Source organism: Cellulomonas taurus (genome assembly GCF_012931845.1).
Lineage (GTDB): Bacteria > Actinomycetota > Actinomycetes > Actinomycetales > Cellulomonadaceae > Cellulomonas > Cellulomonas taurus.
The window spans coordinates 1,750,171-1,774,946 of record NZ_CP051884.1; the positions used below are offsets into that span (position 1 = coordinate 1,750,171).

The following is a 24,776-nucleotide window of genomic DNA, read 5'->3' on the forward strand; positions in this document are numbered from 1 at the left end:
CACGGTAGCGCGGGTTCACCCCAGGTCGAGGGTGTCGCCCACCTCCAGGCGCCGGTACTCCCCCGCACCGCCCAGCCCGCCCACCATCCGGTCGGACAGCCCCTTGCCGGCCTCGGACAGGATCGCGTCGTGGATCGGGACCGCGAGCCGGGGCCGCACCGCCCGCACGTAGTCGATCGCCTCCCCGAGCTTGAGCCAGGGCGCTGCGACCGGGACGAACAGCAGCTCGACCGGCACCCCCGGTTCGGTGAGCGCATCGCCGGGGTGGAAGGCCACGTCGTCGATCAGGTAGCCGACGTTCTCCGGCACCGGCAGATCGGCGTGGATCTCCCGGTGGTCGTGGCCGATCGCCCGCACCGAGTATCCGGCCGCCACCCAGTCGTCTCCGGCGCCGACCTGGTGCACCCGTGCCGCCGGGGCGCCGGCCTCCACCACCTGCTCGACCACCGATCGCGGCCCCCACAGGCGCAGGTCGTCCCGCTCGGCCACCGCTGCCGCCACCGGGTCGACCGCCAGATGGTCGACGTGGTCGTGGGTGATCAGGATCGCCTCCGCGGTGTCCAGCACGCCCAGGTCGGAGAAGGTGCCCGGGTCGATCACCAGCCGGTGGTCGTCGCGGTCGAAGGACAGGCAGGCGTGGCCCCAGGCGGTGATGGTCGTCATGACGACAGGATCGCCCGGCGCGGCCCGTCCGTCGACCGGGCTGCGCACTCCCCGGGCCAGGGCGGATACGGTACGGGGGTGCTGGTCCTCGGAGTGTGTTCGCTGAAGGGCGGCGTCGGTAAGACGTCCGTCACGCTCGGCCTGGCGTCCGCCGCGCTGGAGCGTGGTCTGCGCACCCTGGTCGTCGACCTCGACCCGCAGGGTGACTCGACGTTGGCACTGGCCGCCGCGCCCGCCGCGGGGACGGTGGCCGAGGTCCTGGACCAGCCCGGGATCGAGACCCTGACCCAGGCGATCGCCGCCAGCGCGTGGGCCGACGAGGGGCTGGACGTGCTGGTCGGTTCGGCGGACTCCGCTCGGCACGACGGCTACGGCCACGACGGCAGCACCCGGGAGCTCGACCGGCTCCGGTTCGCGCTGGCCTGGCTGAACTCCTACGACCTGGTGCTGGTGGACTGCCCGCCGTCGCTGGGCGGCCTGACCCGGACCGGGCTGACCGCCTGCGACCGGGCGGTGGTCGTGACCGAGCCGGGCCTGTTCGCGGTGACCGCGGTGGGCCGGGCGATGCGCACCATCGACGAGCTGCGCCGTGGCCCGGCCGGGCAGTTGCAGCCGCTGGGGGTGGTGGTGAACCGGGTGAAGGCGCGTTCCACCGAGCAGGCGTTCCGGCTGGAGGAGCTGAGCGGCCTGTACGGACCGTTGGTGCTCACCCCGTTCGTGCCGGAGCGGGCGGCGTTGCAGCAGGCGCAGGGTGCGGCGCAACCGGTGCATGCCTGGCCGGGTCAGGGCGCCCGCGAGCTGGCGGCGACCTTCGACCAGCTGCTCGACCGGGCCCTGCGCGCACCCCGGACCTGATCGACTCCTCACGGCTCCCGGCTCCCGGCTCCCACCGACGCCCTCCCGGCTCGCGTTCTGCGCGAGCGCACCCGCGCCGCCGGTCAGGACCCGACCAGGACCCAGCCGAGTCCGAGCGCGAACACCGGGATCCACCAGCCGGCGGAGAGCAGCCCGGCCAGCATCCCGGTCCAGACCAGCCGCTGTTCGGAGCGCCGGGCCGCACGGATCCCCGTGGGCCGGGACGGTCGTTGCGCGCGCAGCACCCGGGCCCGACGGCGCAGCCGCCGCAGCCACCACCCGCCGCAGAACAGGGCGCCCACCCCCGCCAGTACCCCGGCGGTCACCACCGTCACCGCGACGCCGTAGCGGGTCTGACCCCGGGCCAGCGCGAGCAGGGCGAGGCCGAGCAGTTGGACGCCGATCCCGCCCACGCCGAGGACGGCCGACCAGCGGGCGGAGCGCGGGGCGCGGAGCGGGGCGGGGACGGTGAGCGTGGACATCGGCGGTTCCTGGGGCGACGCGGCGGGAGGTTCCGGCGACGCTAGGTCGGCAGTCTGGGAATCGGCCGAGAACCCGGACCGACGTCACCGACCGTGCACCAACCCCGCACACCATCGCGAGCCGCCACGACCGGGAGGGCACCCACGCCGCCGCCCGACCGACTCGCCCGGAGACAGCTCCGCCCCCGGCCCCACGTGGGGACCGAGGGCGGAGGACAGAGGTTCAGCCCGCGTTGCGCCGGGCTGCGCGCCGGGCCGCGAGCTCATCCTGCGGGGAGTCGACGGCGGGCTGGTCGTCCACCCGCTCGGTGGGCAGCTCGGCCAGCGAGCCCTCGACCTCGCGCCAGACCCGACCGACGGCGATGCCGAAGACGCCCTGACCGCCCTGCACCAGGTCGATCACCTCGTCGGCGGAGGTGCACTCGTAGACCGAGGCGCCGTCGGACATCAGGGTGATCTGCGCCAGGTCGTCGACCCCGCGCTCGCGCAGGTGACCGACGGCGGCCCGGATCTGCTGCAGCGAGACGCCGGTGTCCAGCAGTCGCTTGACCACCTTGAGCACCAGGATGTCGCGGAAGGAGTACAGCCGCTGGGTGCCGGAGCCGTGGGCGGGTCGCACGGTGGGCTCGACCAGCCCGGTGCGCGCCCAGTAGTCGAGCTGCCGGTAGGTGATCCCCGCGGCGCGGCAGGCGGTCGGACCGCGGTAGCCGGAGGCGGTGTCCAGGTCGGGCAGCTCGTCGCCGAACAGGAGGCCCTGCGCCCGCTGCGGGATGCTGCCGGCGGCGTCAGCCGTCTGTTCGGTGCCGGTCACGGGTGCCTCCGAGGTATCGAACCGCGGCTGTCGCGGTACGTCTGATGTGAACGCTAGGCCGGGGGGCTGACACGGTCAACGACCGCTGACCTGGACGTCCAGAGCGTGTCGCCGTCGGCGAGTCTTACCTTCGACCTGAGGTTGAAGCTACCGGTTCTCGGCGTCCGGCGCAGGCGACGCGCCGCCGTCGTCGAAATCTTCTGGTTCCACCTGATCGAGGAACTCGCGGAACCGCTCCACCTCGTCCTCGGACTCGACGGCCGACCCCTCCGGCACCTCGGTGACCTGCGCCTCCACCCCCGCCTGGGCGAGCACGTCGACGGCGCACAGCACCGGACAGTCCATCCGCACGGCCAGCGCCAGCGCGTCCGATGCCCGGGCATCCACCCGCTCCTCCTCGCCGAGCACCAGCGCGGCGTGGAAGATGCCGCCGGACAGCTCGGTGATCTCCACCCGGGTGAGGCGGGTGTGCAGGGTGTTGAGCACCGATCGCAGCAGGTCGTGGGTCATCGGCCGCGGCGGGACGATCCCCGCCTGGGCGGTGGCGATGGCCGCCGCTTCCACCGGGCCGATCGAGATCGGCACCACCAGCTCGCCGATCGGCTCCAGCAGGAGGACGACCAGCTCCTCGTCATCGGGGTGCCGGCGTACGCCCAGCACCTCCACCTCGACCAGATCGTCGTCCATGGCTCTCACGCTACGGCGGGTGCGCCCGCGCCGCTCGACACGACCGGCGCTGCCGCAGCTCAGTCCGTCAGACCGGCGACCCCACCGCGGACCAGTGCGGTGTGCAAGCGGGTGCACAGCTCCCCCACCTCGGCGGCGGTGGTGCTGGCCCGGCCCTGCGAGGAGGGGGCGTTCTGGCCGCGCCACGGCGCGACCACGGTCTCCACCAGGTCGATCTGCCGGTCGGCGGCGGTGCGGAAAGTCCGCAGGTGCCGGGCCTGCACGCCGTGCTCGGCGAGGGCGGCGGCGGCGGCCACCACCTCCTTGGCCCAGGCGTCCAGGTGTCCGGAGGCCGAGGGCCGCAGCACGCCCGCGGCGACCAGGTCGGCCACCACGGACTGCTCGACCCCGACCTCGGCGGCCAGCTCGGCCACCGTGTACCGACCGTCGCCCGGTCCCTGGCGCACGACGCCGTCCTCGGCCACCACCCGGGCAGCCGGTGCGGGCTCGTCGGCGACCCCGGCGTCCAGCTCGGCCAACCGCTCGCCGATCACCTTCAACGGGACGTAGCGGTCACGCTGCTCGCGCAGCACGAAGCGCAGGCGCTCCAGATCGGCCGGGCTGTACTGCCGGTAGCCGGCCGGAGTCCGTACCGGGTCCACCAGGCCCTGCTCCTCCAGGAAGCGCAGCTTGGAGTTGGTCACCGCCGGGAACTCGACCCGCAGGGCGGCCAGCACGTCGGAGATCCGCATCGTGGCGGCCCGGGACAGCCCACGCGGCCAGGCACCGGCGGCCGCCGGCTGTTCAGCGGCCTGCGGCGCGGACTCCGGTTCCGGAACCCGTGCCGGGCGTGCTGCCATCAGGAGTCGGTCGAGCCGCGGTGCGCCGCCGGGCTCGGGTGGAACGTCATCCGGAACTTGCCGATCTGGACCTCGTCCCCCGGGCGGAGCACGACGGCGTCGATCCGCTCCCGGTTGACGTAGGTGCCGTTCAGCGAGCCGATGTCCCGGACCACGAAGTCGTCCAGCTCACGCACGAACTCGGCGTGCTTGCGGGAGACCGTCACGTCGTCCAGGAAGATGTCGGCGTCGGTGCTGCGTCCCGCGACGGTGCGGTCGGCGTCCAGCAGGAAGCGCGCGCCGGATCCGGGGCCGCCCCGCTGCATCACCAGCAGCGCGGAGGTGCGCGGCAGCGCCTGCACGGCGGCGGACTGCTCGGCGGTCAGGCCCAGGGCGACCGGCTCGCCGTCCAACGGCCCGATGCTGCCGAAGGCGAGCGTGGTGTCCTCGGGCCTGCCGGCGACTGGCCCGTTCTGCGCGCCGGACCCGGATGCCCCGGGCACCTGCTGCTCCTCGCTCATGCCACCTCCCAGCGTGGATGCGTCACTTTCGTGCCCCGACCTGCGCCGGGGTCCTGGCGGACAGCCTATGCGGCGACGGGGGTCACGCACACCCCGCGCGCGCCGATCAGCCCTGTGGATCCGGTTCCGGGGTGGCGAACTGCGGGGTGCTCAGCGTGCGCAGCGCGGTGATCTGGAGCAGGTCCTGCTTGTCGACCTGGGCGGTTCCACCGTCGATCTGCACCTTGGCGATCGCCCCACCGGGGATCGCCATCGCGGTCGCCATGGTGTCCGGGTCGCCGATCGCGAACCAGCGGTACGGCGGCTCCTGTCGCACTCCGTTGACCTCGATCCCGGAGCTGGTGCCGACGATCGGGCTGGTGGCGGTGATCCGCTGGTCGTTGAACTGCACGGCCTCGGCCCCGGCGTTGCGCAGCTCCTCCAACAGGTTCAGCAGGGTCAGCGCCGACACCGACCCGCTCGGGTCGTTGACGGTGATCGCCACCCCCGGCCCCTGGGCGGGCAGTCGCCCGGAGAGGATGCCCTGCGCCGCCGCCGACCGGGTGGCACTCTCCAATGCCGCCTCCTGGCTGGTCGAGCCGGAACGCAGGTCCTGCCGGGTCTGTTCCAGATCCGCGACCTGGTCGGCGAGCTGATCCGCCTGCCGGGTGGTCTGGTCGAGCAGGCTGACCAGCTCCGACTGCCGCATCGTGGTCAGCGACTCCTCACCGGTCGACCTGACCTGGAGGGCGATCGCGAAGCCCAGCAGCGCGCAGAGCAGGCCGGTGATCAGCTGCGCACGGGTGGCCCGGGGCCGCAGCGCGTGCGCGAGGGTGCGCCAGCCGTCCCGCGCCGACCGGGTGGCGACCTCGGGGGCGGGTTGCGGCGGGGTGTCCTGGTCCGGGCTCATGCCTTGAACAGGTGTCGGCGGATCGCCGCGACGTTGGAGAAGATCCGGATGCCGAGCACGACCACCACACCGGTGGACAGCTGCGACCCGACGCCGAGCTGGTCGCCGAGGAAGACGATCAGCGCCGCGACCACCACGTTGGACAGGAAGGACACCAGGAACACCCGGTCGTCGAAGATCCCGTCCAGCACCGCGCGCAGACCACCGAACAGCGCGTCCAGGGCGGCGACCACGGCGATCGGCAGGTACGGCTGCAACTCCGCCGGGATGGTCGGGTGGAAGACCAGTCCGGCGATCACGCCCAGGGCCAGTCCGATGACGGCGATCACTCAGCTCTCCTCCGCGTCGGGGGTGTTCAGTGTGCCAGCCGGGTCCTGCAGCACCGACACACCCGGCGGCAGGGTCGCCGAGCGCAGGGTGGGCGCGGCGGCGCCGGGCAGGTGCAGCTCCTGCTGGCCGCTCAGCTGGACGCCGATCGAGTAGGTGGACTGCAGCACCGCGAGCAACTGCCCCGCGGTCGACCGCGCCAGCGCCGTCTGCATCCCCTGCGGATCGCCGATCGCCTCCACGGTGTACGGGCCGACCAGCGGCACCACGTCGACCAGGATCGCGTCCCCCGCGGTGCGGATCGCGGTGGTGGTGGTCAGGCGCTGACCGTTCACCGCGATCGCCTCGGCCCCGGCGGCCCAGAGCCCGTTGACCAGGGTCTGCAGGTCGGAGTCGCGCACCCGGGAGTCCAGGTCGGTCTCCGGGTCGTCGGTCTCCGCGTCGCTGAGCGTGATCCGCAGTCCCGCACCCGTGGCCGCCACCGTGCCGGTGCTCAGCTGGTCGGCGGCCAGCTGGTCCAGCAGCGGGGAGTCCGACCCGGACAGCGCCGCCGACTGCAACGCGTCGATCTCCGACTGCAGGCTGGTGCTCTCGGTGCGCAACCGGTCGAGCTCGTCGGTGCGCTCGGTGATCTGCTGCGCCAGCACCTCGCGGGCCGCCAGCGCACCCGGCTGCGGAGCGCGCAGCGCCACGACCGACCAGGTGAAGGCGGCGCCGAGGGCCACCGCGAGCACGGCGACGGCGGCAGTCCCCCACCGGGTGTGCCGCGGCGGGTGGCCCTCCCGGGCACGCCGGTCGGCGGCGGCCCGGTACCCCGGGTCCAGGGGGTTGCGCATCACGTCGGTCAGCACCGACATGGAGGCGTCCCTGCGTCGCGGAGCCGCCACGATCAGACGGTGACCGGGCGGGCGTCGTCGCGCATGATCAACGGCCACGCCTGGCGGACGTAGAGCAGCCCGGCGAACCAGTACAGGACGATCCCCCACCAGGCGAAGGCCCAGCCGAACACCGATGCCAGGTCACCGACCACGCCGCCCCAGTGCGCGAGCAGCAGCAGCGGGAAGGCGTAGAGCAGCGCGAAGGTCCCGGCCTTGCCCGCCAGGTGCACCTGCAACGGACCGTAGCCGCGGCGGGCGAGCAGGAGCAGCAGCACGAAGAGCATCAGCTCCCGGGCCAGCAGCACCCCGACCAGCCACCACGGCACCACGCCGCGCATCGCCAGGCCGAGCAGCGTCACCAGGATGAACAGCCGGTCGGCGGCGGGGTCGAGCACCTGTCCGAGCCGGGAGACCTGGCCGAGGCGACGCGCGAGCACGCCGTCCAGCCAGTCGCTGGCACCGGAGCCGGCGAGCACCACCAGCGCCCAGCCGTCGTGCCCCCGGAAGATCAGCACCGCGAACACCGGCACCATCAGCAGCCGGATGAAGCTGATCACGTTGGGGATCGTCCACACGCGGTCGCTGATCTCGGGCTGCGCCACGGCACCTCCCCTTGTCGGCTGTTCGCGGTGTGGACCAGCGGTCATCGTATCCGGGCGCGGCAGGTGGTGGAGCACCTGACGTGCTTTTCTGGTGCGATGCGCAACGATCCGGCGACCATCGAGCGTCTGCTGACCACTCCGGGCACCTGGGCGGTGGTCGGACTGTCCACCAACACCGCCCGCGCCGCCTACGGGGTGTCGGCCCTGGTGCGCGGACTCGGGCACCGGATCGTCCCGGTGCATCCCCGGGCGGAGACGGTGCACGACTCCCCCGGCGTGCGGAGCCTGGCCGAGATCGACGTGCCGGTGGACGTGGTGGACGTGTTCGTGAACGCCGGCCTGGCCGGTGCCGTGGTGGATCAGGCCATCGCGATCGGGGCGAAGGCGGTGTGGCTCCAGCTCGGCGTGATCGACCAGGCGGCGGCCGACCGGGCCGAGGCGGCGGGACTGGACGTGGTGATGGACCGCTGCCCCGCCATCGAGGCCGGTCGCCTGGGGCTGCGTGGCTGAGGTCACGGTGACCGCGGACGGGCGGGGGTCTAGACTGATGGCTCCTGACGGAGTCCGTCGCAAATCCCGTGTGCGTGTGCTGAGGCCAGCTGAGTGCCTCGATGTGGGTGTGGGGAAGACGCGACTGGTGACGAGCCGACCCGGCCACACCGACGCCGTCTCCCCCCGATGAAGGCTGATGCATGACTGTCATTGACCCTGCCCTGCCCACCACCGACTCCGCCGCCGAGGTGACCTTCGCCGATCTGGGTCTGCCCGCGACCCTGCTGGACGCCGTCACCTCCCTCGGCTTCACCACGCCGACCGCGATCCAGGCGGAGGCCATCCCGGCGCTGCTGTCCGGCCGCGACATCACCGGTGTCGCTCAGACCGGCACCGGCAAGACCGCCGCCTTCGGCCTGCCGCTGCTGGCCGCCGTCGACCCGGAGCTGCCGGAGGTGCAGGCCCTGGTGCTCGCGCCGACCCGCGAGCTCGCCCAGCAGGTCGCCGACGCGCTCAGCTCCTTCGCCGCGGGCATCGACGGCCTGGAGGTCGTCTCGGTGTACGGCGGTTCGCCGTTCCTGCCGCAGGCCCGCGCCCTCAAGCGTGGTGCCCAGGTCGTCGTCGGCACCCCCGGCCGGGTCATCGACCACCTCGAGCGTCGCACCATGTCGCTGGACGCGGTGAAGTTCCTGGTGCTGGACGAGGCCGACGAGATGCTGCGGATGGGCTTCGCCGAGGACGTCGACCGGATCGCCTCCCAGGCGCCGAAGGAGCGTCAGGTCGCGCTGTTCTCCGCCACCATGCCGCCGCAGATCCGCCGGGTCGCCAACGACCACCTGACCGACCCGGTCGCGATCCAGGTCGCTCGGCAGTCGTCGACCGTGGCCTCGGTCCGTCAGACCTACGCCGTGGTCCCGTTCCGGCACAAGGCCGGTGCGCTGGCCCGCGTGCTCGCCGTGACCGAGGCCGAGGCGGCGATCGTCTTCGTCCGGACCCGGTCCGCCGCGGAGGACGTCGCGGTCTCCCTGGTCGAGCGCGGTGTCGCCGCCGCGTACATCTCCGGTGACGTGGCCCAGGGCGACCGGGAGAAGATCGTCGAGCGGGTGCGCTCCGGTGCGATCTCCGTGCTGGTCGCCACCGACGTCGCGGCCCGAGGCCTGGACATCGAGCGGATCGGGCTGGTCGTGAACTTCGACGTGCCCGGCGAACCCGAGGCCTACGTGCACCGGATCGGCCGGACCGGCCGCGCCGGCCGCACCGGTGAGGCGCTGACCTTCGTCACCCCGAACGAGAACGGCAAGCTGCGGTCGATCGAGCGCACCACGCGCCAGACGCTGGAGCAGGTGCAGATCCCCTCCCCTGCCGACGTCTCCGCGCACAAGGTGGCCCAGCTGCTCGGTCGGATCCCGGCCCGGCAGGCGAAGGACCGGCTCAGCCTGTACCGCACCGCCGCCGCCGACTTCCTGGCCGAGCACCCCGAGCTGGACGCGATCGAGATGGTCGCGACCCTGGCGGCGCTGGCCGTCGGCGACGAGGGACCGCTGCCGCGCAGCGAGCAGGGCGACGACATGGACGACGCCCTGTCCCGTGCCACCCTGCGGGGCGGCGGCGCCGACCACGCTGACCGTCCGGCCCGTCCCCGCAACGCCTCCCGTCCGACCGGTGGCCTGCGCTACCGGGTCGCCGTCGGGCGTAACCACGGCGTGCAGGCGGGTGCGATCGTCGGCGCGCTGACCAACGAGGGCGGCCTGACCGGGCAGGACCTGGGCAAGATCGACATCTTCAGCAGCTTCTCGCTGGTGGAGATCCCCGGTGGCCTCAGCCCGGAGGCGTTCGACCGGATCGGGCGCGCCCGGGTCGCCGGCCGTCCGCTGCGGATCCAGACCGACTCCGGTCCGCGTCCGAGCCGCGGTGGTCCGGCCGGGTCGCGTGGCACCGAGGGCCCGCGTCGTGAGCACCGCGAGGGTGGCGCGCGACGCCACGAGTCCGGCCCGCGCCGCGCTCCGGCCCGCGACCGCTACTGACCCGCACGCCCCGAAGGGCCGCTTCCCTCCCGGGAAGCGCCCCTTCGTGCGCCCCGGTGCCGCCGAGACTACGGAAACAGTCGCATTCAGGGTCGAGAAGCGTTGCTTTCCGTAGTCTCGGCGGGGGCGGAAGGCACGTGCAGGGCGGAGCGGAGTGCGTGCAGGGGGCGCGGGGTCAGACGGCGGCGCGGACTGCGGCGGCGAAGGTGTCGACGTCCTGCTCGGTGGTGTCGAAGGCGCACATCCACCGCACCTCGCCGGTGGCGCGGTTCCAGTCGTAGAAGAACGCCGCGTTCTCCCGCAGACGGTCGGCGGCACCGGCGGGCAGGGCGGCGAACACCCCGTTCGACTGGGTGGGCTGGGTGAGCCGGACGCCGGGGATGTCGGCGACGGCCGCGGACAGCCGGGCCGCCATCGCATTCGCCTGCCGCGCCGACCGCAGCCACAGGTCGCCCTCGAACAGCGCCACCAACTGCGCGGACACGAAGCGCATCTTGGAGGCCAGCTGCATGTCGACCTTGCGCTGGTAGGCGATGCCCGGAGTGGCCTCCGGGTCGAGGACCACGACGATCTCCCCGAACACGGCACCGTTCTTGGTGCCGCCCAGGCTGATGGTGTCCACGCCGACGTCGGTGGTGAAGTCACCCATCGGCAGGTCGAGCGCGGCGGCGGCGTTCGCCAGCCGGGCACCGTCGACGTGCACCCGCATGCCCAGGCCGTGCGCGTGCGCGGTGATCGCGGCGATCTCCTGCGGGGTGTAGAGCGTGCCGACCTCGGTGGTCTGGGTGATCGACACCACGCCGGGCTGGGCGCGGTGCTGGTCGCCGAAGCCGTGCGCGTGCCGGTCGATCAGCTCGGGGGTGAGCTTGCCGTCCGGGGTCGGGACCGTCAGCAGCTTGATGCCGCCGATCCGCTCCGGTGCGGCGTTCTCGTCGGTGTTGATGTGGGCGGTCTCGGCGCAGATCACCGCGCCCCAGCGCGGCAGCATGGTCTGCAGGGCGAGGACGTTCGCGCCGGTGCCGTTGAACACCGGGTAGCCGACGGCGGTGTCGCCGAAGTGGCCGCGGAGCACCTCCTGCAGGCGCTCGGTGTAGACGTCCGCACCGTAGGCGCGCTGGTGGCCGTCGTTGGCGCTGGCCAGCGCGGCCAGGATCTCGGGGTGCACCCCGGCGTAGTTGTCGGAGGCGAAGGTCCGGGCGTCACGATCGTGCAGGATGTCCACCCGCACATTCTGCCCGGTCAGGCGGTGGGGTCCTGACCCGCCGCGAGCTTCGCGCGGCAGTCGGCGCAGGTGCCGACCAGCTCGATGGTGTGCGCCACGTCGGAGAAACCGTGGCTGGCGCCGACCTGGTCCGCCCAGGTCTCGGCGCCGGGGCCGTCGATCTCGACCGCGGTGCCGCAGTACCGGCACATCAGGTGGTGGTGGTGGCTGCGGCGCTCACAGCGTCGGTAGACCGACTCGCCCTCCGGGGAGCGCAGCACGTCGACCTCACCCTGTTCGGCCAGGGTCTGTACCGCGCGGTAGACCGTCGCCAGTCCGGTGGTGGAGCCCTGCGCCTTGAGCAGGTCGTGCAGCTGCTGGGCGGAGCGGAACTCGTCCAGGTCGTCGAGCAGGGACAGGATCTCCGTCCGCTGACGGGTGGTGCGCTGGACGACGGCCATCGGGTTCCTCTCTCTGCCGGTGGAACGGCCCACCATGGTAGGCCACGAGCCGGGGACCCCAACGGGTCCCCGGCTCGTGAACAGTGCTACGCGGCCCGGGATTCCGGGCCTCGGATCACTTGGCGACGGCGCGCTTCAGGGCGGAGCCGGCGGTGATCTTCACCCGGTAGCCGGCCGGGATGTCCAGCGGCTCGCCGGTCTGCGGGTTGATGCCGGTACGGGCGGCGCGCTCGGCGCGGGAGACAGCGAACAGACCCGGGATGGTCACCGACTCGCCCGCGGACAGCTGCTCGACCAGGACCTCCTGGAAGGCCTTGAGGGCCGCGTCGGCGGCGGTGTTGGTCAGACCGGCCTTACCGGCGATGGCCTGGACGAGCTCAGTGCGGTTCACGCTCACGGATGTGCTCCTTGTGGAATGGTCGAGGTGATCGGTGCGCGCCGGTGACCCCACAGGGCGGGATTTCGGCGGTCCGACGGCCAAGACCATAACGGGATGAGGCCCCTGCCGTGCAATGACGCGGATCGGCGTGTCTCACCGGCGGGCACTCAGGTGGTCGATCAGGGTGTCCGTGTCCCAGGCGTTCAGTACCCGGTCCGGCCCGATCCCGTGCTCCGCCGCGCGCCGGCAGCCGACCCCCTGCCAGGCCAGTTGACCGGGTGCGTGCGCGTCGGTGTCGATGGTGAAGTGGCACCCGGCGTCGACCGCGATCGCCAGCAGCTCGTGCGGCGGATCCAGGCGGTCCGGGCGGCAGTTGATCTCCACCGCGACCCCGTGCTCTGCGCAGTCGGCGAACACCGCCTCGGCATCGAATGTGCTGGCAGGACGCTTGCGCGACCCGGTCAGCTGCCGCCCGGTGCAGTGCCCGAGCACGTCGACCCGCGGGTTGGCCGCCGCCGCCCGCATCCGCCGGGTCATCGCGGCGCCGTCCATCCGCAGCTTGGAGTGCACCGAGGCGACCACCACGTCCAACCGGTCCAGCAGCTCCGGCTCCTGGTCCAGGGACCCGTCGTCCAGGATGTCGACCTCGATGCCGGTCAGTACCCGGAACGGGGCGATGGCGGCGTTCAACGCCTCGATCTGGTTCAGCTGAGCGCGCAATCGTGCCGGGGACAGGCCGGAGGCGATGGTGAGCCGCGGCGAGTGGTCGGTGATCGCCAGGTAGCGGTGGCCGAGCTCCATCGCCGCCAGCACCATCTCCTGGATCGGGGTGGCACCGTCGGAGGCCTCGGAGTGCGCGTGCAGGTCGCCGACCAGCGCCGCGCGGAGGGCTGCCGCCGCACCATCCAGCTCGTCCTCGGGGTACTTCGCCGCCAGGTCGTCGAGATAGGGCTGCGGACCACCCGTGGCCGCGGCGGTGGCGACCTCGGCGGTGCGCGATCCGACGCCGGGCAGCTCGGTCAACGTCCCGGCATGCACCCGCTGGGCCAGCTCGTGTGCGTCCAGGGGTTCCAGGGCCGCCACCGCCGCGCGGAACGCCTCCGAGCGGTAGGAGGTGGCACCGCCGCGTTCCAGCAGGTAGGCGGCGCGGCGCAGGGCGGCGGCGACGGTGGCGGGCAGCTCGGGCTCGGGGACCGGGTGGGTGCGGGTCGCCATGGATCAGGAGGCGCGCTTCACGGCGGGCTTGCGGGTGGACGTCGTGCTCGTGCCGGTCTTGCCGGCCGCGCGCTTGGTGGCGGGCTTCGCCTCGGTCGAGGCGGACTTCGACGCCGTCGACTTCGTAGCGGTGGACTTCGCAGCACTGGACTTCGACGCGGTGGACTTCGCGGTGGACTTCGCGGTGGACGACTTCGTGGCGGTGGACTTCGAGCCGGTCGACTTCGCGCCCGATGCCGCGCCCGTCGAGGTGCCCGTCGAGGTGCCCTTCGCCGCGGTCTTCCGGCCGGACGAGGTGGCACCGGTCGCCTTCTTCGCGGCGGGCTTCCTCGTCCGCTTCGCGGGCGCGGCCTCCTGCTCAGCGCCGTCCTCCCCGCGGGCCGAACGGGCCTTCTCCACACTGCGCTGCAACGCGGCCAGCAGATCGACCACCTCGCCGCCGGTGCCGCCCGCACCGACCTCCTCCTCGGCGGGCCGCTCCTGCACCGCGCCGTTGCTGAGCTTGGCCTCGATCACCGACTCCAGCGCCGTCACGTACCGGTCCTCGAAGCCGCTCGGGTCGAAGTCCCCCGCCAGCTGCTCGACCAGGGAGGACGCCATCGCCAGTTCCTGCGGGCGGACCTGCACCTCGTTGTCCAGGATCGGGAAGTCGGCCGCCCGCACCTCGTCCGGCCAGAGCAGGGTCTGCAGGCAGATCACGTCGTCGCGGACCCGGAGCACCGCCATCGACTCGCGCTGGCGCAGGGCGACCTTGACCACGGCCATCCGGTCGGTGGTCGCCAGCGCCTCACGCAGCAGGGCGTAGGGCTTGGCGGCGGTGCGGTCGGGCTCGAGGTAGTAGGTCTTGGCCAGCAGGATCGGGTCGACCTGGTCGGCCGGGACGAACTCCAGCACCTCGATCTCCCGCTCGGTGGTCAGCGGCAGCTGCGCCAGGTCCTGGTCGTCGAGCACCACCAGGCGGCCGTCGTCCGTCTCGTAGCCCTTGGCGATCTCCGACATCTCGACCGGCTCGTCCTCGATCGAGCACACCCGGCGGTACCGGATCCGGCCGCCGTCGGTGCGGTGCACCTGGTGCAGCGGCACCTCGTGCTCACCGGTGGCGGCGTAGAGCTTGACCGGCACGTTGACCAGCCCGAAGGCCACCGCACCCTTCCAGATCGCGCGCATCGTCGACTCCCTCCGGTGCGTGTGCGGCCGATGCTGTGGCGGATCGCGACAGCGTCCGTTCTCTGGGCAGGATGGCCCCATGCAGCCCATGCTCGCCACCGCAGCGACACCCCCGGACGCCCCGCCGGCCGGTGCCGGCTGGCGGTACGAGGTGAAGTGGGACGGGGTGCGCATCCTGGCGGACACCACCGGCGGGCGACTGCGCCTGCTGGGGCGCAACGGCCGGGACGCCCGGGCCGCCTATCCCGAGCTGGACGTCCTGGACGCGTTGCCCGGTGCGGTGCTGGACGGGGAGGTCGTCGCGATGCGGGACGGGGTGCCGTCGTTCTCCGCCCTGGCCGAACGGATGCACGTCCGGGACCGCGCCAGGGCGCTGCGGCTGAGCACCCGGCTGCCGATCAGCTACGTGGTCTTCGATGTGCTGAGCCTGTACGGGGTGGACCTGACCCGCAGCCCGCTGGACGAACGGCGGGCGACGCTGGAACGGCTCGACCTGCCGGTGCCGGTCACGCTGTCGCCGGTCTACGACGACGGCGCGTTGCTCTGGCAGGCCACCCGGGAGCAGGGGTTGGAGGGGGTGGTCGCCAAGCGCGCCGGGTCGACCTACCAGCCGGGCCGACGCTCCCCGGACTGGGTGAAGGCCGTGCACCGTGCCACCCGCACCGCCCTGGTCTGCGGCTGGCGGCCGGAGAGCACCGGCTCGGGCCGCCTCGGGTCGCTGCTGCTGGCGGCACCCGGGCCCGACGGCGAGCTGCGCTACCTGGGCAAGGCGGGATCGGGCCTCACCGACGCGATGGGGCTGCAGGCGCTGCTCGCCCCATTGCGCCGGGACGGCTCGCCGCTGGCCGAGGACCTGCCGCCGGAGGACAGCCGTGGCACCGTGTGGGTCGAACCCCGGGTGCTGGTGGATGTCCGCTACCTGGCCCGCACCCCGACCGGGCGGTTGCGCCAGCCGGTGATCCGGGGCGTGCGCGATGACACCGACGTCGACCCGTGGGAGCAGCGATGACCGACCAGCCGCAGATCGTCCGGGTCGGCGACCGGGACGTGAAGCTCACCCACCTCGACAAGGTGCTCTACCCCGGCGGCTTCACCAAGGCCGAGGCGGTCGACTACGTGGTCCGGGTGGCCGCACCGCTGCTGGCCCAGCTGCGCGACCGGCCGGTGACCAGGATCCGGTTCCCGGACGGCGTCGGTGGCCAGCAGTTCTTCGAGAAGAACACCCCGCGCGGCGCGCCGTCCTGGCTCCGGCGGCAGACCCTGCGCGCGGCACCCGGTGCGGAGGACGAGGGCAAGGAACTCGACCTGCCCTTCCTGGACGACGTGGCGGGCCTGGTGTGGGCGACCAATGCCGGGGCGCTGGAGCTGCACACCCCGCAGTGGCGGGTCGGCCCGCGCGGTGGGCTGCGGAACCCGGACCGGCTGGTGATCGACCTCGACCCGGGTGCCCCGGCCGGACTCGACGAGTGCGCCCGAGTCGCCCACCTGGTCGCCGACCGGCTGGCCGAGGACGGGCTGACCGACACCGTGCCGGTCACCTCCGGGTCCAAAGGCCTGCAGCTGTACGCGGTGCTGGACGGCAAGCGGGACGCGATGACGATCCGGCAGTACGCCCGCGACCTGGCGCACGAGCTGGCCGCCGCCCACCCGGGGCAGATCGTGGCGACCCAGAAGAAGGAGCTGCGCCGGGGCAAGGTGCTGCTCGACTGGTCGCAGAACCACCCGGCCAAGACCACCATCACGCCGTACTCGCTGCGCGGGCGCGAACGGGTGGCGGCGGCGGCACCGCGCTGGTGGCCGGAGGTCGAGCCCGGCCTGACCCAGCTCTCCCCCGCCGAGGTGATCGCCCGACTGGACGAACGCGGGGACCCGTTCGATCGCCTCTGACGTGTCATCTATCATCGCGGGGCGCCCGGACGCATAGGGGTGGGCCACCAGCCGCGGTGGCACAGCCGGCGTGCACCCGACGTCGGAGGACCCAACCCCGTGATTCGGATCGGCATCGTCGAGGACGACCCGGCCAGCGCGCAGCTGCTGGTCGGCTACCTCCGGCGCTATCAGGACGAGCACGCCGAGGAGTTCGACGTCCGGGTGTTCTCCGACGGCGCCCAGGTGGTCAAGCACTACCGGCCGGACTTCGACATCCTGCTGCTGGACGTGCAGATGGCCGAGCTGGACGGCTTCGCCACCGCCGAGCGCATCCGCGCCGTCGACCGGGACGTGGTGATCGTCTTCATCACCAACATGGCCCAGTACGCGATCCGCGGCTACGAGGTCGACGCGCTGTCCTACCTGCTCAAGCCGGTGGCCTACTTCCCGTTCTCCCAGGAGATCGCCCGGTCGTTGGAGCGGATCCGCCGCCGCAGCGCCGAGTACCTGCTGCTGCCGGTGGACGGCGGGGTGGCCCGGGTCGACGTCGCCGACGTGATCTTCGCCGAGAGCGTCAAGCACCGGATCGTGCTGCACACCACCGCCGGGATGTACGGGATGACCGGTGCGCTGAAGACCCTGGAGGGCCAGCTCGGTGCGCACGGGTTCTTCCGGTCGAACTCCTGCTACCTGGTGAATCTGCGACACGTGCAGGGGGTGCGGCAGAACAGCTGCCAGTTGGTCGGCGGCCATGACCTGGTGATCAGCCGCCCCCGGAAGAAGGCGTTCCTCGCCGCACTCACCGACTACCTGGCCGGGCGGCCGCTGTGATCACCCAACTGCTGCCGGACATCCCACGGGAGCTGACCGGCTTCGCCGAGTGGTCCGCCTGCCTGGTCTACGTGCTCCTGCTGCGCAAGCGGATGCGCTGGCGGCGGCTGGTCCCGGTGCTCGCGGTGGGTCTCGGGGCGCAGATCGGCGTGCAGATGCTGGCCGGGACCTTCCCGCTGGCGCTGTGGTCCTTCGGCATGGCGCTCGCCGTCGTCACCATGTTCGGCACCATCTGGGCGGCGGCCCGGGTCACGGTGCGCGAGGCCGGGTACTTCTGCGCCCGTGCCCTGGTGCTGGCCGAACTGGTCGCCGCCCTGCACTGGCAGCTGCACTGCTACTTCTTCGTCGAGGGTCGGCACCCGTTGACGCTGCGGGCGCTGGTGTTCGCGCTGGTCTACCTGGGCGCCTTCGCCCTGGCCTGGCTGATCGAACGGCGGCATTTCGGCCCGGAGGCACCGCTGGACATCACCCGGCGCGACCTGGCGTCGGCCGCGGCCATCGCCGGGGTGACCTTCCTGGTGAGCAACCTGAGCTTCCTGACCGCGAACAGCCCGTTCAGCGGGCGGCTCGGGTTGGAGATCTTCTACATCCGCACCCTGGTCGACCTGTGCGGCTTCGTGGCGCTGTACGCCCAGCAGGGTCAGCACCTGGCGCAGCGGGCCGCCGCCGAACTGCGGGCGATCGACGACATCCTGCGCACCCAGCACGCCCAGTACCTGGTCTCGAAGCGGAGCATGGACCGGATCAACCGCAAGTACCACGACCTGAAGCACCAGATCGGGGTGATCCGCGCGGAGATGGATCCCGGCCGCCAGGCCACCTACCTGGACGAGCTGGAAGCCAGCGTCCAGACCTACGAGCAGCAGGCCCGCACCGGCAACGGCGTGCTGGACGTGCTGCTGACCACCAAGTCGATGGCGGCGGCCGAACGGGACATCGACCTGACCTGCGTGGCGGACGGGCAGGCGCTGGACTTCCTGTCGGTGATGGACATCTGCACGGTGGTCGGCAACGCGCTGGACAACGCGATCGAGGGCGCGCAGGCGGTGCCGGACACCGAGAAGCGCCTGGTCAAGCTCGCGTTGCACAGCCGGAACGGGTTGACGGTCTTCACCGTGGAGAACTACTTCACCGGTGAGCTGCGCACCGAGGACGGCCAGATCGTCACCAAGCACGCCGACCGGGACAGCCACGGTTACGGACTCAAGAGCATCCGGTACACGGCGGAGAAGTACGGCGGCTCGATGACGGTGCACGCCGCCGACAACTGGTTCTCGCTCCGGGTGCTGCTGCCCGCCCCCGACGGGCGTCAGCGCTGAGCGCTCATCCGGTCCCAGAGCGCCAGTGCCGACGCGATCGCCATGTGCATGTCGAGGTAGAGGTAGCTGCCCAGCCTGCCGCCGAAGTGCACCTGGGGTTCCCCGGCCGCCAGTTCCCGGTACGCGGCCAGGCGTTCCCGGTCCTGCGCGGTGCCCACCGGGTAGTACGGCTCGTCCTGCGGCCCGGCGGTGTGCGAGAACTCCCGCATGATCACCGTGCGCTCCTGGCTGTGCCGGTCCTCGCGCTCGGGGTGGAAGTGCCGGAACTCGTGGATCCGGGTGTAGGGCACCTCGGGGTCGGCGTAGTTCATCACGCTGGTGCCCTGGAAGTCCCGGGTGTCGACCACCTCGGTCTCCAGGGTCAGCCCGCGCCACCCGAGCACCCCGGCGCTGTGGTCGAAGTACCGGTCCAGCGGTCCGGTGTAGACGATCGGCAGCTGCCCGCGGGTGGCCGCCTGGTGCAGCGGCTGGGACGGGTCGAAGAAGTCCACGCCCAGCGCCACGTCGATCCGCGGGTGGGAGGCCATCGCCTCGAACCAGGCCGGGTAGCCGTCGCGGGGCAGCCCCTCGTGGGTGTCGGAGAAGTACCGGTTGTCGTAGGCGTAGCGCACCGGCAGCCGGGTGATCACCGACGCCGGCAGCTCCCGCGGATCGGTCTGCCACTGCTTGGCGGTGTAGCCCTTGATGAAGGCCTCGTACAGCGGGCGCCCGATCAGCGAGATCGCCTTCTCCTCCAGGTTCGACGCCTGCGACCCGTCCACCTCGGCCGCCTGCTCGGCGACCAGGGCGCGGGCGGCGTCCGGACCCAGCGCGGTGCCGAAGAACTGGTTCAGGGTCCCCAGGTTGATCGGCAGCGGGTACACCGTGCCGCCATGCGTGGAGTACACCCGGTGCCGGTAGTCGGTGAAGGCGGTGAACCGGCGCACGTACGCCCAGACCCGCTCGTTCGAGGTGTGGAAGATGTGCGAGCCGTAGCGGTGCACCTCGATCCCAGTGCCCGGATCGACCTCGGTGTAGGCGTTGCCGCCCAGGTGCGTCCGGCGGTCGATCACCTGCACCCGCAGCCCCGCCTGCGCCGCCCGCTCCGCCACGGTGAGTCCGAACAGCCCGGCGCCGACGACGAGCAGATCCATGCGAGCAGAGCCTTCCAGGTGACACGACCGATCCGGGCGAGTGTAGCCAGCCGCGCCCGGCGACAGATCGTGGCCCCGAACCGACAGATCGTGCACCACACCCCTCCCGCGCGCGGTGACTCGGCTGTGCTGTGCCCACACACCGACGTCGCCGGCTACGACAGCCGCGCGCGCCCACTCGAAGGAGAGCTGTGACGGACAGGGCGGCAAGGAAGCCGATGAGCAACAAGAAGTTCCTGGCGATCTGGGTCCCCGTGCTCAGCGTCGTCCTGGTGCTGGTGGTCGGGGCGAACATCGCGCTCGGCATCTTCTCCAACTGGGTCTCCTCCCAGCTGGGCACCGGCACGTACACGATCACCAACGCCGAAGGCACCGAGGACTGGGACACCGAGTACTCGAAGGCCGACTACGCGACCGCCGACGAGGCCGAGGACGCGGCCGACGCGCTGGTCCGGGAGATCGCCGCCGAGGGCATCGTCCTGCTGAAGAACGAGGGCGACGCGCTCCCGCTCGGTGGCGACGACCTCAAGGTGACCCTGCTCGGGCGTGCCGCCGCCGACCCGATCTACGGCGGCTCCGGCTCGGGCTCCACCGACACCAGCAGCGCCGTCAACGTGCGGCAGGGCCTGGAGGAGTCCGGGATCGAGGTCAACGACGCGGTGTACACCGAGCTGAGCGACTTCGCCGCCGACACCCCGCGCACCAACATCGTGATGGACCTGCCCGCCGACTCGGTCTACAACATCGGCGAGATGCCCGCCGCCGACTACTCCGACGAGGCGGTGGCCTCCTTCGCCGACTACGACGACGCGGCCGTGGTCGTCATCGGTCGTGCCGGTGGTGAGGGTGGCGACCTGGCGACCAGCATGGAGGGCTGGGACGACAACTACGTCCCCGGTCAGCACCAGCTGGAGCTCAACCAGGACGAGAAGGACACCATCGCCCTGGCCCAGTCCCACTTCGACACCGTGGTGGTCGTGGTGAACGCCTCGACCAGCATGGAGCTGGGCACCGTGCAGGACGACACCGGCGTGGACGCCGTGCTCCAGGTCGGCTCCCCCGGCCAGAGCGGCTTCGCCGCCCTCGGCCAGGTGCTCACCGGTGAGGTGAACCCCTCCGGCCGCACCGTCGACCTGTACGCGGCCGACTTCACCCAGGACCCGACCTTCCAGAACATCGGCTCCTACCAGTACTCGAACGTCTCCGGCCTGGCGTCCGACGCCGGCAAGGGCGTGGACGGCAACGGCTACTTCGTCCAGTACGAGGAGGGCATCTACGTCGGCTACCGGTACTACGAGACCGCAGCCGCCGAGGGTTTCATCGACTACGACCAGGCAGTGGTGTACCCCTTCGGCTACGGCCTGAGCTACACCGACTTCCGGTGGGACGTGCTGGGCTCCACCGAGTCCGACGGCACGATCAGCACCCAGGTCCAGGTGACCAACACCGGTGACGTCGCGGGCAAGGACGTCGTGGAGCTCTACTACTCCGCGCCGTACACCCCGGGCGGCATCGAGAAGTCCGCTGTGGTGCTGGGCGCCTTCGACAAGACCGACCTGCTGGCACCGGGCGAGTCGCAGACCCTCACCCTGGACCTGGCGGTCGAGGACATGGCCTCCTACGACCAGGCCGACGCGCAGGCCTACGTGCTGGACGCCGGTGACTACCAGCTCACCGTCCGCTCCGACTCGCACACCGTGGTCGCCGACGCGATGACCTACACCGTCGAGGAGACGGTCACCTACGCCGGCGAGGACCACCGCGCGTCCGACCAGGCGCCGGTCACCAACCAGTTCGACGACGTGACCGCCGCGTTCACCGGCGAGGACGGCCACCCGCGGACCATGAGCCGGGCCGACTTCGCCGGGACCTTCCCGACCGCGCCGACCGACGCCGACCTGGTCGCCTCCGAGGAGACCGTCGCCGCCTTCGACGCCTACGACACCGAGGCAGCCGCCGAGGCGTCCGACGCCACCATGCCGACCACCGGGGCCGAGGGCGACCTGACCCTGATCGACATGCGCGGTCTGGACTACGACGACGAGCAGTGGCAGGCACTGCTGGACCAGCTCACCGTGCCGGAGATGACCTCGGTGATCCTGAACGGTGCGTACAACACCGGGGCGATCAACTCGATCGTCAAGGAGGTCACCGGCGACTACGACGGTCCGGCCGGGTTCAGCTCCTTCATCAACGACGCGATCTCCGGTGTCAGCTACCCCTCCGAGGTGCTGCTCGGCCAGACCTGGAACGTCGACCTGGCCGAGAAGATGGGCGTGTCCATCGGCAACGAGGGGCTGACCCTCGGCGCCAACGGCTGGTACGCCCCGGCGGTCAACCTGCACCGCTCCCCCTTCGCCGGGCGCAACTTCGAGTACTACTCCGAGGACCCGGTGCTCTCCGGTGAGCTCGCCACCGGCGTGGTCAGCGGTGCGGCGTCCAAGGGCGTGTACTCCTACCTCAAGCACTTCGCGCTGAACGACCAGGAGACCAACCGGGTCAACAACGGCATCGCGACCTGGGCCGACGAGCAGACGATCCGCGAGGTCTACCTCAAGGCGTTCGAGCTGCCGATCAAGAACGCCTCGGCCGAGATGACCTACCTGGCCGACGACCAGGGCACCCTGGCCACCAAGGAGATCGGCGCCACCGCGGTGATGAGCTCCTTCAACCGGATCGGGAACACCTGGGCCGGCGGCTCGCACGCGCTGATGACCGATGTGCTCCGCGAGGAGTGGGGCTTCGACGGCATCGCGATCACCGACTTCAACCTGTACAACTTCATGTACCCGGACCAGGCGATCATGGCCGGCACCGATCTGATGCTGACCTTCCAGCCGATGAAGTCGCTCGCCGACACCAGCTCCGCCGAGGGGGTGTCGAACATCCGCACCGCGACGCACAACATCCTGTTCGCGGTCGCCAACTCGAACGCGATGAACGGTGTCGCCACCGGCGCCGAGCTGAGCTACACCCCGCCGGCCTGGCGGTACTGGCAGATCGGGATCAGCGCCGTGCTGGGCCTCGGCCTGCTGGCGGCTGCCTGGGGCGTGACCCGACGGGTCCGTTCGCACCGCTGATCGACCCGCACCCACGAACGGGACGCTGCGCTAAGGTGCAGCGTCCCGTTCTGTGTGTCTGCAGGAGCTCCCCGTGAACCCGTCCGTGGCGCTGGGGACCCTGCCCCCTCGCGCGCGCACCACCACCGACCCGGTGCTGACCGTCGTCGTCCCCGCCTACGACGCCGCCGACTGCCTGGCACGAGCCCTCGACTCCCTGCTCGGCCACGACGCGGCGGTCGAGATCCTGGTGATCGACGACGGGTCCACCGACGGCACCGCCGCCGTGGCACAGCGCTACGCCGACCAGGGTCTGGTCCGGCTGATCCGGCAGCCGAACGCCGGCCACGGCGGGGCGATCAACACCGGGATCGCGCACGCCACCGGCCGGTACCTCAAGGTGGTGGATGCCGACGACTGGCTGGACCCGCAGGCATTCCGCGCCGCACTCGACACCCTGGCCGTCATCGAGCCGGTCGATCTACTGGTGTCCAACGTCGTGTACGAGAAGACCGGCAAGCGGCGCAAGCACGTCGTCCGCTACCGCAACGCGCTCCCCCGCGCCCGGGTGTTCACCTGGCGACAGACCCGCCGGATGCGGGCACGGCAGTACCTGATGATGCACGCCCTGATCTACCGGACCGACCTGCTGCGCGACGTCGGCCTGCGGTTGCCGGAGCACACCTTCTACGTCGACAGCCTCTACGCCTGCGTTCCGCTGGCCCGGGTGCGCACGGCCTACTACCTGGACGTGGATCTGTACCGGTACTTCATCGGACGCGAGGGCCAGTCGGTGCAGGAGTCGGTGATGGTCCGCCGCCTCGATCAGCAGCTGCGGGTGAACGCGCTGTTGCAGGAGCAGTTGCTGCGCGCCGACGTGGAGCACACCGACCCCCGGCTGCGCGGTCATCTGGTGCACTACTTCCGGGCGATCTGCGTGGTGTCGTCGATCATCGCGCTCAGCGCCCGGACCCCGGAGGCGCTGGCCGACCGGGACCGGATGTGGGCACGGCTGCGCGCCGAGGACCCGACGCTCTACCGCCGGGTGCGCCGCAGCGCGATCGGGGTGCTCGCCACGCTGCCCGGCGCGCTCGGTCGCCGGGTCTCACTGCTCGCCTACCGGGCCGCCCGCCGGGTGATCGGGTTCAACTGACCTGCGGTTGCGGGGTCGGGGCCGGGGCGGCACGGTGGGTCGTGAACGCTCCCAGAGATCCTCAGGAGGATGACCATGGCCCGTGCCGAACTGCCGAAGTACACCGTTCCGTCGCTCACCGTGGAGGACGGTGCCAAGGTCGCCGAGATCCTGCAGCAGCGGCTGAACGCCCTCAACGACCTGCAGCTGACCCTCAAGCACATCCACTGGAACGTCACCGGCCCGCACTTCATCGCGGTGCACGAGATGATCGACCCGCAGGTCGACCAGGTGCGTGCGATGGTCGACGCGGTCGCCGAGCGGATCGCCACCCTCGGTGTCGCCCCGGTCGGCACGCCGGGCGCCCTGGTCGCCGCGCGTGAGTGGGACGACTACTCCATCGGCCGGGCCGGTGCGATCGAGCACCTGGGCGCGCTGAACGAGGTCTACGTCGGTGTGATCGAGGACCACCGCGCCGCCGCGGAGGCCACCGAGGAGCTGGACACGGTCACCAACGACCTGCTGGTGGGTCACCTGCACGAGCTGGAGCTGTTCCACTGGTTCGTCCGGGCGCACCTGGAGTCGGCCGGCGGTGCGCTGTCCACCGACGGCGCCGATGGTGAGAAGGAGGCGGCGGCCGCCGCCTCGCACGGCTGATCCACCCGGCGCGGAGCCCCCGGAACCGAGCGGTTCCGGGGGCTTCCTGCTGTTTGGCGCGGTGCGGTCAGAGCCGCTCGGGCTGGTCCCAGTCGTCCGAGGCGGCGAGCTGTTCGTCGTCGGGCAGGAGCTCCGCGTCCTGGAGCGAGCGCGGGCCACCGGTCGGGTCACCGCCGCTGCGGGCGTCCCGGGCGCGCAGCTCGGCCTCGGAGAGGCGCTGGTCGGCGATGCCCTCGGCGGAGGGGTCGGAGGTGAGATCGGAGTGCTTGCTCATGTCACGGTTGTACCCCGCTCATCGGCTCAC

27 protein-coding genes are annotated in these 24,776 nt (G+C 71.8%); 10 read left to right on the top strand and 17 right to left on the bottom strand.

Annotated elements, in window-relative coordinates:
- Positions 1 to 15: 15 nt before the first annotated feature.
- Complete coding sequence (locus HGK68_RS08155; protein WP_169165514.1) at positions 16 to 663, bottom strand: MBL fold metallo-hydrolase; 648 nt, start codon at positions 661 to 663, stop codon at positions 16 to 18.
- A 78-nt stretch (positions 664 to 741) separates the two neighbouring features.
- Between HGK68_RS08155 and HGK68_RS08160 the strand changes: the two genes are divergently transcribed.
- Positions 742 to 1,518: a ParA family protein gene (locus tag HGK68_RS08160; RefSeq protein WP_169165515.1), complete on the top strand. Its 777-nt coding sequence runs from the start codon at positions 742 to 744 to the stop codon at positions 1,516 to 1,518.
- Between the two features lie 83 nt (positions 1,519 to 1,601).
- On the opposite strand, the gene HGK68_RS08165 is transcribed toward HGK68_RS08160, so the two are convergent.
- The 9 genes from HGK68_RS08165 to clsA all read right to left on the bottom strand — a co-directional run bounded on the left by HGK68_RS08165 (position 1,602) and on the right by clsA (position 7,578).
- Positions 1,602 to 2,000: a hypothetical protein gene (locus tag HGK68_RS08165; RefSeq protein WP_169165516.1), complete on the bottom strand. Its 399-nt coding sequence runs from the start codon at positions 1,998 to 2,000 to the stop codon at positions 1,602 to 1,604.
- A gap of 223 nt (positions 2,001 to 2,223) precedes the next feature.
- Positions 2,224 to 2,811: a MerR family transcriptional regulator gene (locus HGK68_RS08170; RefSeq protein ID WP_169165517.1), complete on the bottom strand. Its 588-nt coding sequence runs from the start codon at positions 2,809 to 2,811 to the stop codon at positions 2,224 to 2,226.
- Between the two features lie 147 nt (positions 2,812 to 2,958).
- Positions 2,959 to 3,498: a bifunctional nuclease family protein gene (locus HGK68_RS08175; protein WP_206155721.1), complete on the bottom strand. Its 540-nt coding sequence runs from the start codon at positions 3,496 to 3,498 to the stop codon at positions 2,959 to 2,961.
- A gap of 59 nt (positions 3,499 to 3,557) precedes the next feature.
- Complete coding sequence (gene ftsR / locus HGK68_RS08180; protein WP_169165518.1) at positions 3,558 to 4,337, bottom strand: transcriptional regulator FtsR; 780 nt, start codon at positions 4,335 to 4,337, stop codon at positions 3,558 to 3,560.
- Complete coding sequence (locus HGK68_RS08185; protein WP_169165519.1) at positions 4,337 to 4,837, bottom strand: FHA domain-containing protein; 501 nt, start codon at positions 4,835 to 4,837, stop codon at positions 4,337 to 4,339. The genes ftsR and HGK68_RS08185 overlap by 1 nt, the downstream gene beginning before the upstream one ends.
- 106 nt (positions 4,838 to 4,943) lie before the next feature.
- The gene (locus HGK68_RS08190) at positions 4,944 to 5,726 is read right to left on the bottom strand and encodes a DUF881 domain-containing protein (RefSeq protein ID WP_169165520.1); all 783 of its coding nucleotides are present in this window, start codon (positions 5,724 to 5,726) and stop codon (positions 4,944 to 4,946) included.
- A complete protein-coding gene (locus HGK68_RS08195) occupies positions 5,723 to 6,055 on the bottom strand; it encodes a small basic family protein (RefSeq protein ID WP_169165521.1) in 333 nt (110 codons plus the stop codon). Before HGK68_RS08195 ends, HGK68_RS08190 begins: the two co-directional genes overlap by 4 nt.
- On the bottom strand, positions 6,056 to 6,910 hold the full coding sequence (locus HGK68_RS08200; RefSeq protein WP_169165522.1) for a DUF881 domain-containing protein: 855 nt from the start codon (positions 6,908 to 6,910) through the stop codon (positions 6,056 to 6,058).
- A 32-nt stretch (positions 6,911 to 6,942) separates the two neighbouring features.
- Complete coding sequence (gene clsA / locus HGK68_RS08205; RefSeq protein WP_169165523.1) at positions 6,943 to 7,578, bottom strand: cardiolipin synthase ClsA; 636 nt, start codon at positions 7,576 to 7,578, stop codon at positions 6,943 to 6,945.
- Positions 7,579 to 7,629: 51 nt separating this feature from the next.
- Between clsA and HGK68_RS08210 the strand changes: the two genes are divergently transcribed.
- Together HGK68_RS08210 and HGK68_RS08215 are read left to right on the top strand one after the other, a co-directional pair.
- The gene (locus HGK68_RS08210) at positions 7,630 to 8,043 is read left to right on the top strand and encodes a CoA-binding protein (RefSeq protein ID WP_169165524.1); all 414 of its coding nucleotides are present in this window, start codon (positions 7,630 to 7,632) and stop codon (positions 8,041 to 8,043) included.
- Positions 8,044 to 8,225: 182 nt separating this feature from the next.
- Positions 8,226 to 10,049 carry a DEAD/DEAH box helicase gene (locus HGK68_RS08215; RefSeq protein WP_169165525.1) on the top strand — a complete coding sequence of 608 codons (1,824 nt, stop codon included), beginning with the start codon at positions 8,226 to 8,228 and terminating at the stop codon, positions 10,047 to 10,049.
- A gap of 175 nt (positions 10,050 to 10,224) precedes the next feature.
- Here the strand turns inward: HGK68_RS08215 and HGK68_RS08220 are convergent, their stop codons facing one another.
- From HGK68_RS08220 to ku, 5 genes are all read right to left on the bottom strand, one after another.
- Positions 10,225 to 11,271, bottom strand: a complete 1,047-nt coding sequence (locus HGK68_RS08220; RefSeq protein WP_246260202.1) for a threonine aldolase family protein — start codon at positions 11,269 to 11,271, stop codon at positions 10,225 to 10,227.
- Positions 11,272 to 11,288: 17 nt separating this feature from the next.
- Positions 11,289 to 11,711, bottom strand: coding sequence for a Fur family transcriptional regulator (locus HGK68_RS08225; protein ID WP_169165526.1), 423 nt, complete (start codon positions 11,709 to 11,711; stop codon positions 11,289 to 11,291).
- 115 nt (positions 11,712 to 11,826) lie between these two features.
- Positions 11,827 to 12,108, bottom strand: coding sequence for an HU family DNA-binding protein (locus HGK68_RS08230; RefSeq protein WP_169165527.1), 282 nt, complete (start codon positions 12,106 to 12,108; stop codon positions 11,827 to 11,829).
- Between the two features lie 135 nt (positions 12,109 to 12,243).
- Complete coding sequence (locus HGK68_RS08235; RefSeq protein WP_169165528.1) at positions 12,244 to 13,305, bottom strand: PHP domain-containing protein; 1,062 nt, start codon at positions 13,303 to 13,305, stop codon at positions 12,244 to 12,246.
- Between the two features lie 3 nt (positions 13,306 to 13,308).
- The gene (gene ku, locus HGK68_RS08240) at positions 13,309 to 14,472 is read right to left on the bottom strand and encodes a non-homologous end joining protein Ku (protein WP_169165529.1); all 1,164 of its coding nucleotides are present in this window, start codon (positions 14,470 to 14,472) and stop codon (positions 13,309 to 13,311) included.
- A gap of 79 nt (positions 14,473 to 14,551) precedes the next feature.
- Here ku and ligD (HGK68_RS08245) point away from each other — a divergent pair, with 79 nt between their 5' ends.
- The 4 genes from ligD (HGK68_RS08245) (at position 14,552) to HGK68_RS08260 (ending at position 18,491) form a co-directional block, all read left to right on the top strand.
- Positions 14,552 to 15,481 carry a non-homologous end-joining DNA ligase gene (gene ligD, locus HGK68_RS08245; protein WP_169165530.1) on the top strand — a complete coding sequence of 310 codons (930 nt, stop codon included), beginning with the start codon at positions 14,552 to 14,554 and terminating at the stop codon, positions 15,479 to 15,481.
- The gene (gene ligD, locus HGK68_RS08250) at positions 15,478 to 16,359 is read left to right on the top strand and encodes a non-homologous end-joining DNA ligase (protein ID WP_169165531.1); all 882 of its coding nucleotides are present in this window, start codon (positions 15,478 to 15,480) and stop codon (positions 16,357 to 16,359) included. The genes ligD (HGK68_RS08245) and ligD (HGK68_RS08250) overlap by 4 nt, the downstream gene beginning before the upstream one ends.
- Before the next feature lie 99 nt (positions 16,360 to 16,458).
- Positions 16,459 to 17,172 (top strand): LytR/AlgR family response regulator transcription factor, encoded by a 714-nt coding sequence (locus tag HGK68_RS08255; protein ID WP_169165532.1) that lies wholly within the window; start codon positions 16,459 to 16,461, stop codon positions 17,170 to 17,172.
- Entirely contained in the window at positions 17,169 to 18,491 is a 1,323-nt protein-coding gene (locus HGK68_RS08260) for an ATP-binding protein (RefSeq protein WP_169165533.1), read from the top strand. Before HGK68_RS08255 ends, HGK68_RS08260 begins: the two co-directional genes overlap by 4 nt.
- On the opposite strand, the gene glf is transcribed toward HGK68_RS08260, so the two are convergent.
- Positions 18,482 to 19,624 (bottom strand): UDP-galactopyranose mutase, encoded by a 1,143-nt coding sequence (gene glf / locus HGK68_RS08265; RefSeq protein ID WP_169165534.1) that lies wholly within the window; start codon positions 19,622 to 19,624, stop codon positions 18,482 to 18,484. The two genes, HGK68_RS08260 and glf, sit on opposite strands and share 10 nt — an antisense overlap.
- A 218-nt stretch (positions 19,625 to 19,842) precedes the next feature.
- On the opposite strand from glf, the gene HGK68_RS08270 reads away from it, so the two are divergent.
- The 3 genes from HGK68_RS08270 to HGK68_RS08280 all read left to right on the top strand — a co-directional run bounded on the left by HGK68_RS08270 (position 19,843) and on the right by HGK68_RS08280 (position 24,472).
- A complete protein-coding gene (locus tag HGK68_RS08270; protein ID WP_169165535.1) occupies positions 19,843 to 22,704 on the top strand; it encodes a glycoside hydrolase family 3 C-terminal domain-containing protein in 2,862 nt (953 codons plus the stop codon).
- A 73-nt stretch (positions 22,705 to 22,777) separates the two neighbouring features.
- On the top strand, positions 22,778 to 23,836 hold the full coding sequence (locus tag HGK68_RS08275) for a glycosyltransferase family 2 protein (protein WP_246260204.1): 1,059 nt from the start codon (positions 22,778 to 22,780) through the stop codon (positions 23,834 to 23,836).
- Between the two features lie 75 nt (positions 23,837 to 23,911).
- A complete protein-coding gene (locus HGK68_RS08280; RefSeq protein ID WP_169167021.1) occupies positions 23,912 to 24,472 on the top strand; it encodes a Dps family protein in 561 nt (186 codons plus the stop codon).
- A 67-nt stretch (positions 24,473 to 24,539) separates the two neighbouring features.
- Here HGK68_RS08280 and HGK68_RS08285 read toward each other — a convergent pair whose 3' ends face one another.
- Positions 24,540 to 24,746, bottom strand: coding sequence for a hypothetical protein (locus tag HGK68_RS08285; RefSeq protein ID WP_169165536.1), 207 nt, complete (start codon positions 24,744 to 24,746; stop codon positions 24,540 to 24,542).
- Positions 24,747 to 24,776: the final 30 nt, after the last annotated feature.

Excerpts from the sequence above, each read along its gene's own strand:
- HGK68_RS08155 (WP_169165514.1), bottom strand. The coding sequence starts at position 663 with ATGACGACCATCACCGCCTGGGGCCACGCCTGCCTGTCCTTCGACCGC.
- HGK68_RS08165 (WP_169165516.1), bottom strand. The coding sequence starts at position 2,000 with ATGTCCACGCTCACCGTCCCCGCCCCGCTCCGCGCCCCGCGCTCCGCC.
- HGK68_RS08175 (WP_206155721.1), bottom strand. The coding sequence starts at position 3,498 with ATGGACGACGATCTGGTCGAGGTGGAGGTGCTGGGCGTACGCCGGCAC.
- ftsR (WP_169165518.1), bottom strand. The coding sequence starts at position 4,337 with ATGGCAGCACGCCCGGCACGGGTTCCGGAACCGGAGTCCGCGCCGCAG.
- HGK68_RS08185 (WP_169165519.1), bottom strand. The coding sequence starts at position 4,837 with ATGAGCGAGGAGCAGCAGGTGCCCGGGGCATCCGGGTCCGGCGCGCAG.
- HGK68_RS08190 (WP_169165520.1), bottom strand. The coding sequence starts at position 5,726 with ATGAGCCCGGACCAGGACACCCCGCCGCAACCCGCCCCCGAGGTCGCC.
- HGK68_RS08200 (WP_169165522.1), bottom strand. The coding sequence starts at position 6,910 with ATGTCGGTGCTGACCGACGTGATGCGCAACCCCCTGGACCCGGGGTAC.
- clsA (WP_169165523.1), bottom strand. The coding sequence starts at position 7,578 with ATGACCGCTGGTCCACACCGCGAACAGCCGACAAGGGGAGGTGCCGTG.
- HGK68_RS08210 (WP_169165524.1), top strand. The coding sequence starts at position 7,630 with ATGCGCAACGATCCGGCGACCATCGAGCGTCTGCTGACCACTCCGGGC.
- HGK68_RS08215 (WP_169165525.1), top strand. The coding sequence starts at position 8,226 with ATGACTGTCATTGACCCTGCCCTGCCCACCACCGACTCCGCCGCCGAG.
- HGK68_RS08225 (WP_169165526.1), bottom strand. The coding sequence starts at position 11,711 with ATGGCCGTCGTCCAGCGCACCACCCGTCAGCGGACGGAGATCCTGTCC.
- HGK68_RS08235 (WP_169165528.1), bottom strand. The coding sequence starts at position 13,305 with ATGGCGACCCGCACCCACCCGGTCCCCGAGCCCGAGCTGCCCGCCACC.
- ku (WP_169165529.1), bottom strand. The coding sequence starts at position 14,472 with ATGCGCGCGATCTGGAAGGGTGCGGTGGCCTTCGGGCTGGTCAACGTG.
- ligD (WP_169165530.1), top strand. The coding sequence starts at position 14,552 with ATGCAGCCCATGCTCGCCACCGCAGCGACACCCCCGGACGCCCCGCCG.
- ligD (WP_169165531.1), top strand. The coding sequence starts at position 15,478 with ATGACCGACCAGCCGCAGATCGTCCGGGTCGGCGACCGGGACGTGAAG.
- glf (WP_169165534.1), bottom strand. The coding sequence starts at position 19,624 with ATGGATCTGCTCGTCGTCGGCGCCGGGCTGTTCGGACTCACCGTGGCG.
- HGK68_RS08270 (WP_169165535.1), top strand. The coding sequence starts at position 19,843 with ATGAGCAACAAGAAGTTCCTGGCGATCTGGGTCCCCGTGCTCAGCGTC.
- HGK68_RS08280 (WP_169167021.1), top strand. The coding sequence starts at position 23,912 with ATGGCCCGTGCCGAACTGCCGAAGTACACCGTTCCGTCGCTCACCGTG.
- HGK68_RS08285 (WP_169165536.1), bottom strand. The coding sequence starts at position 24,746 with ATGAGCAAGCACTCCGATCTCACCTCCGACCCCTCCGCCGAGGGCATC.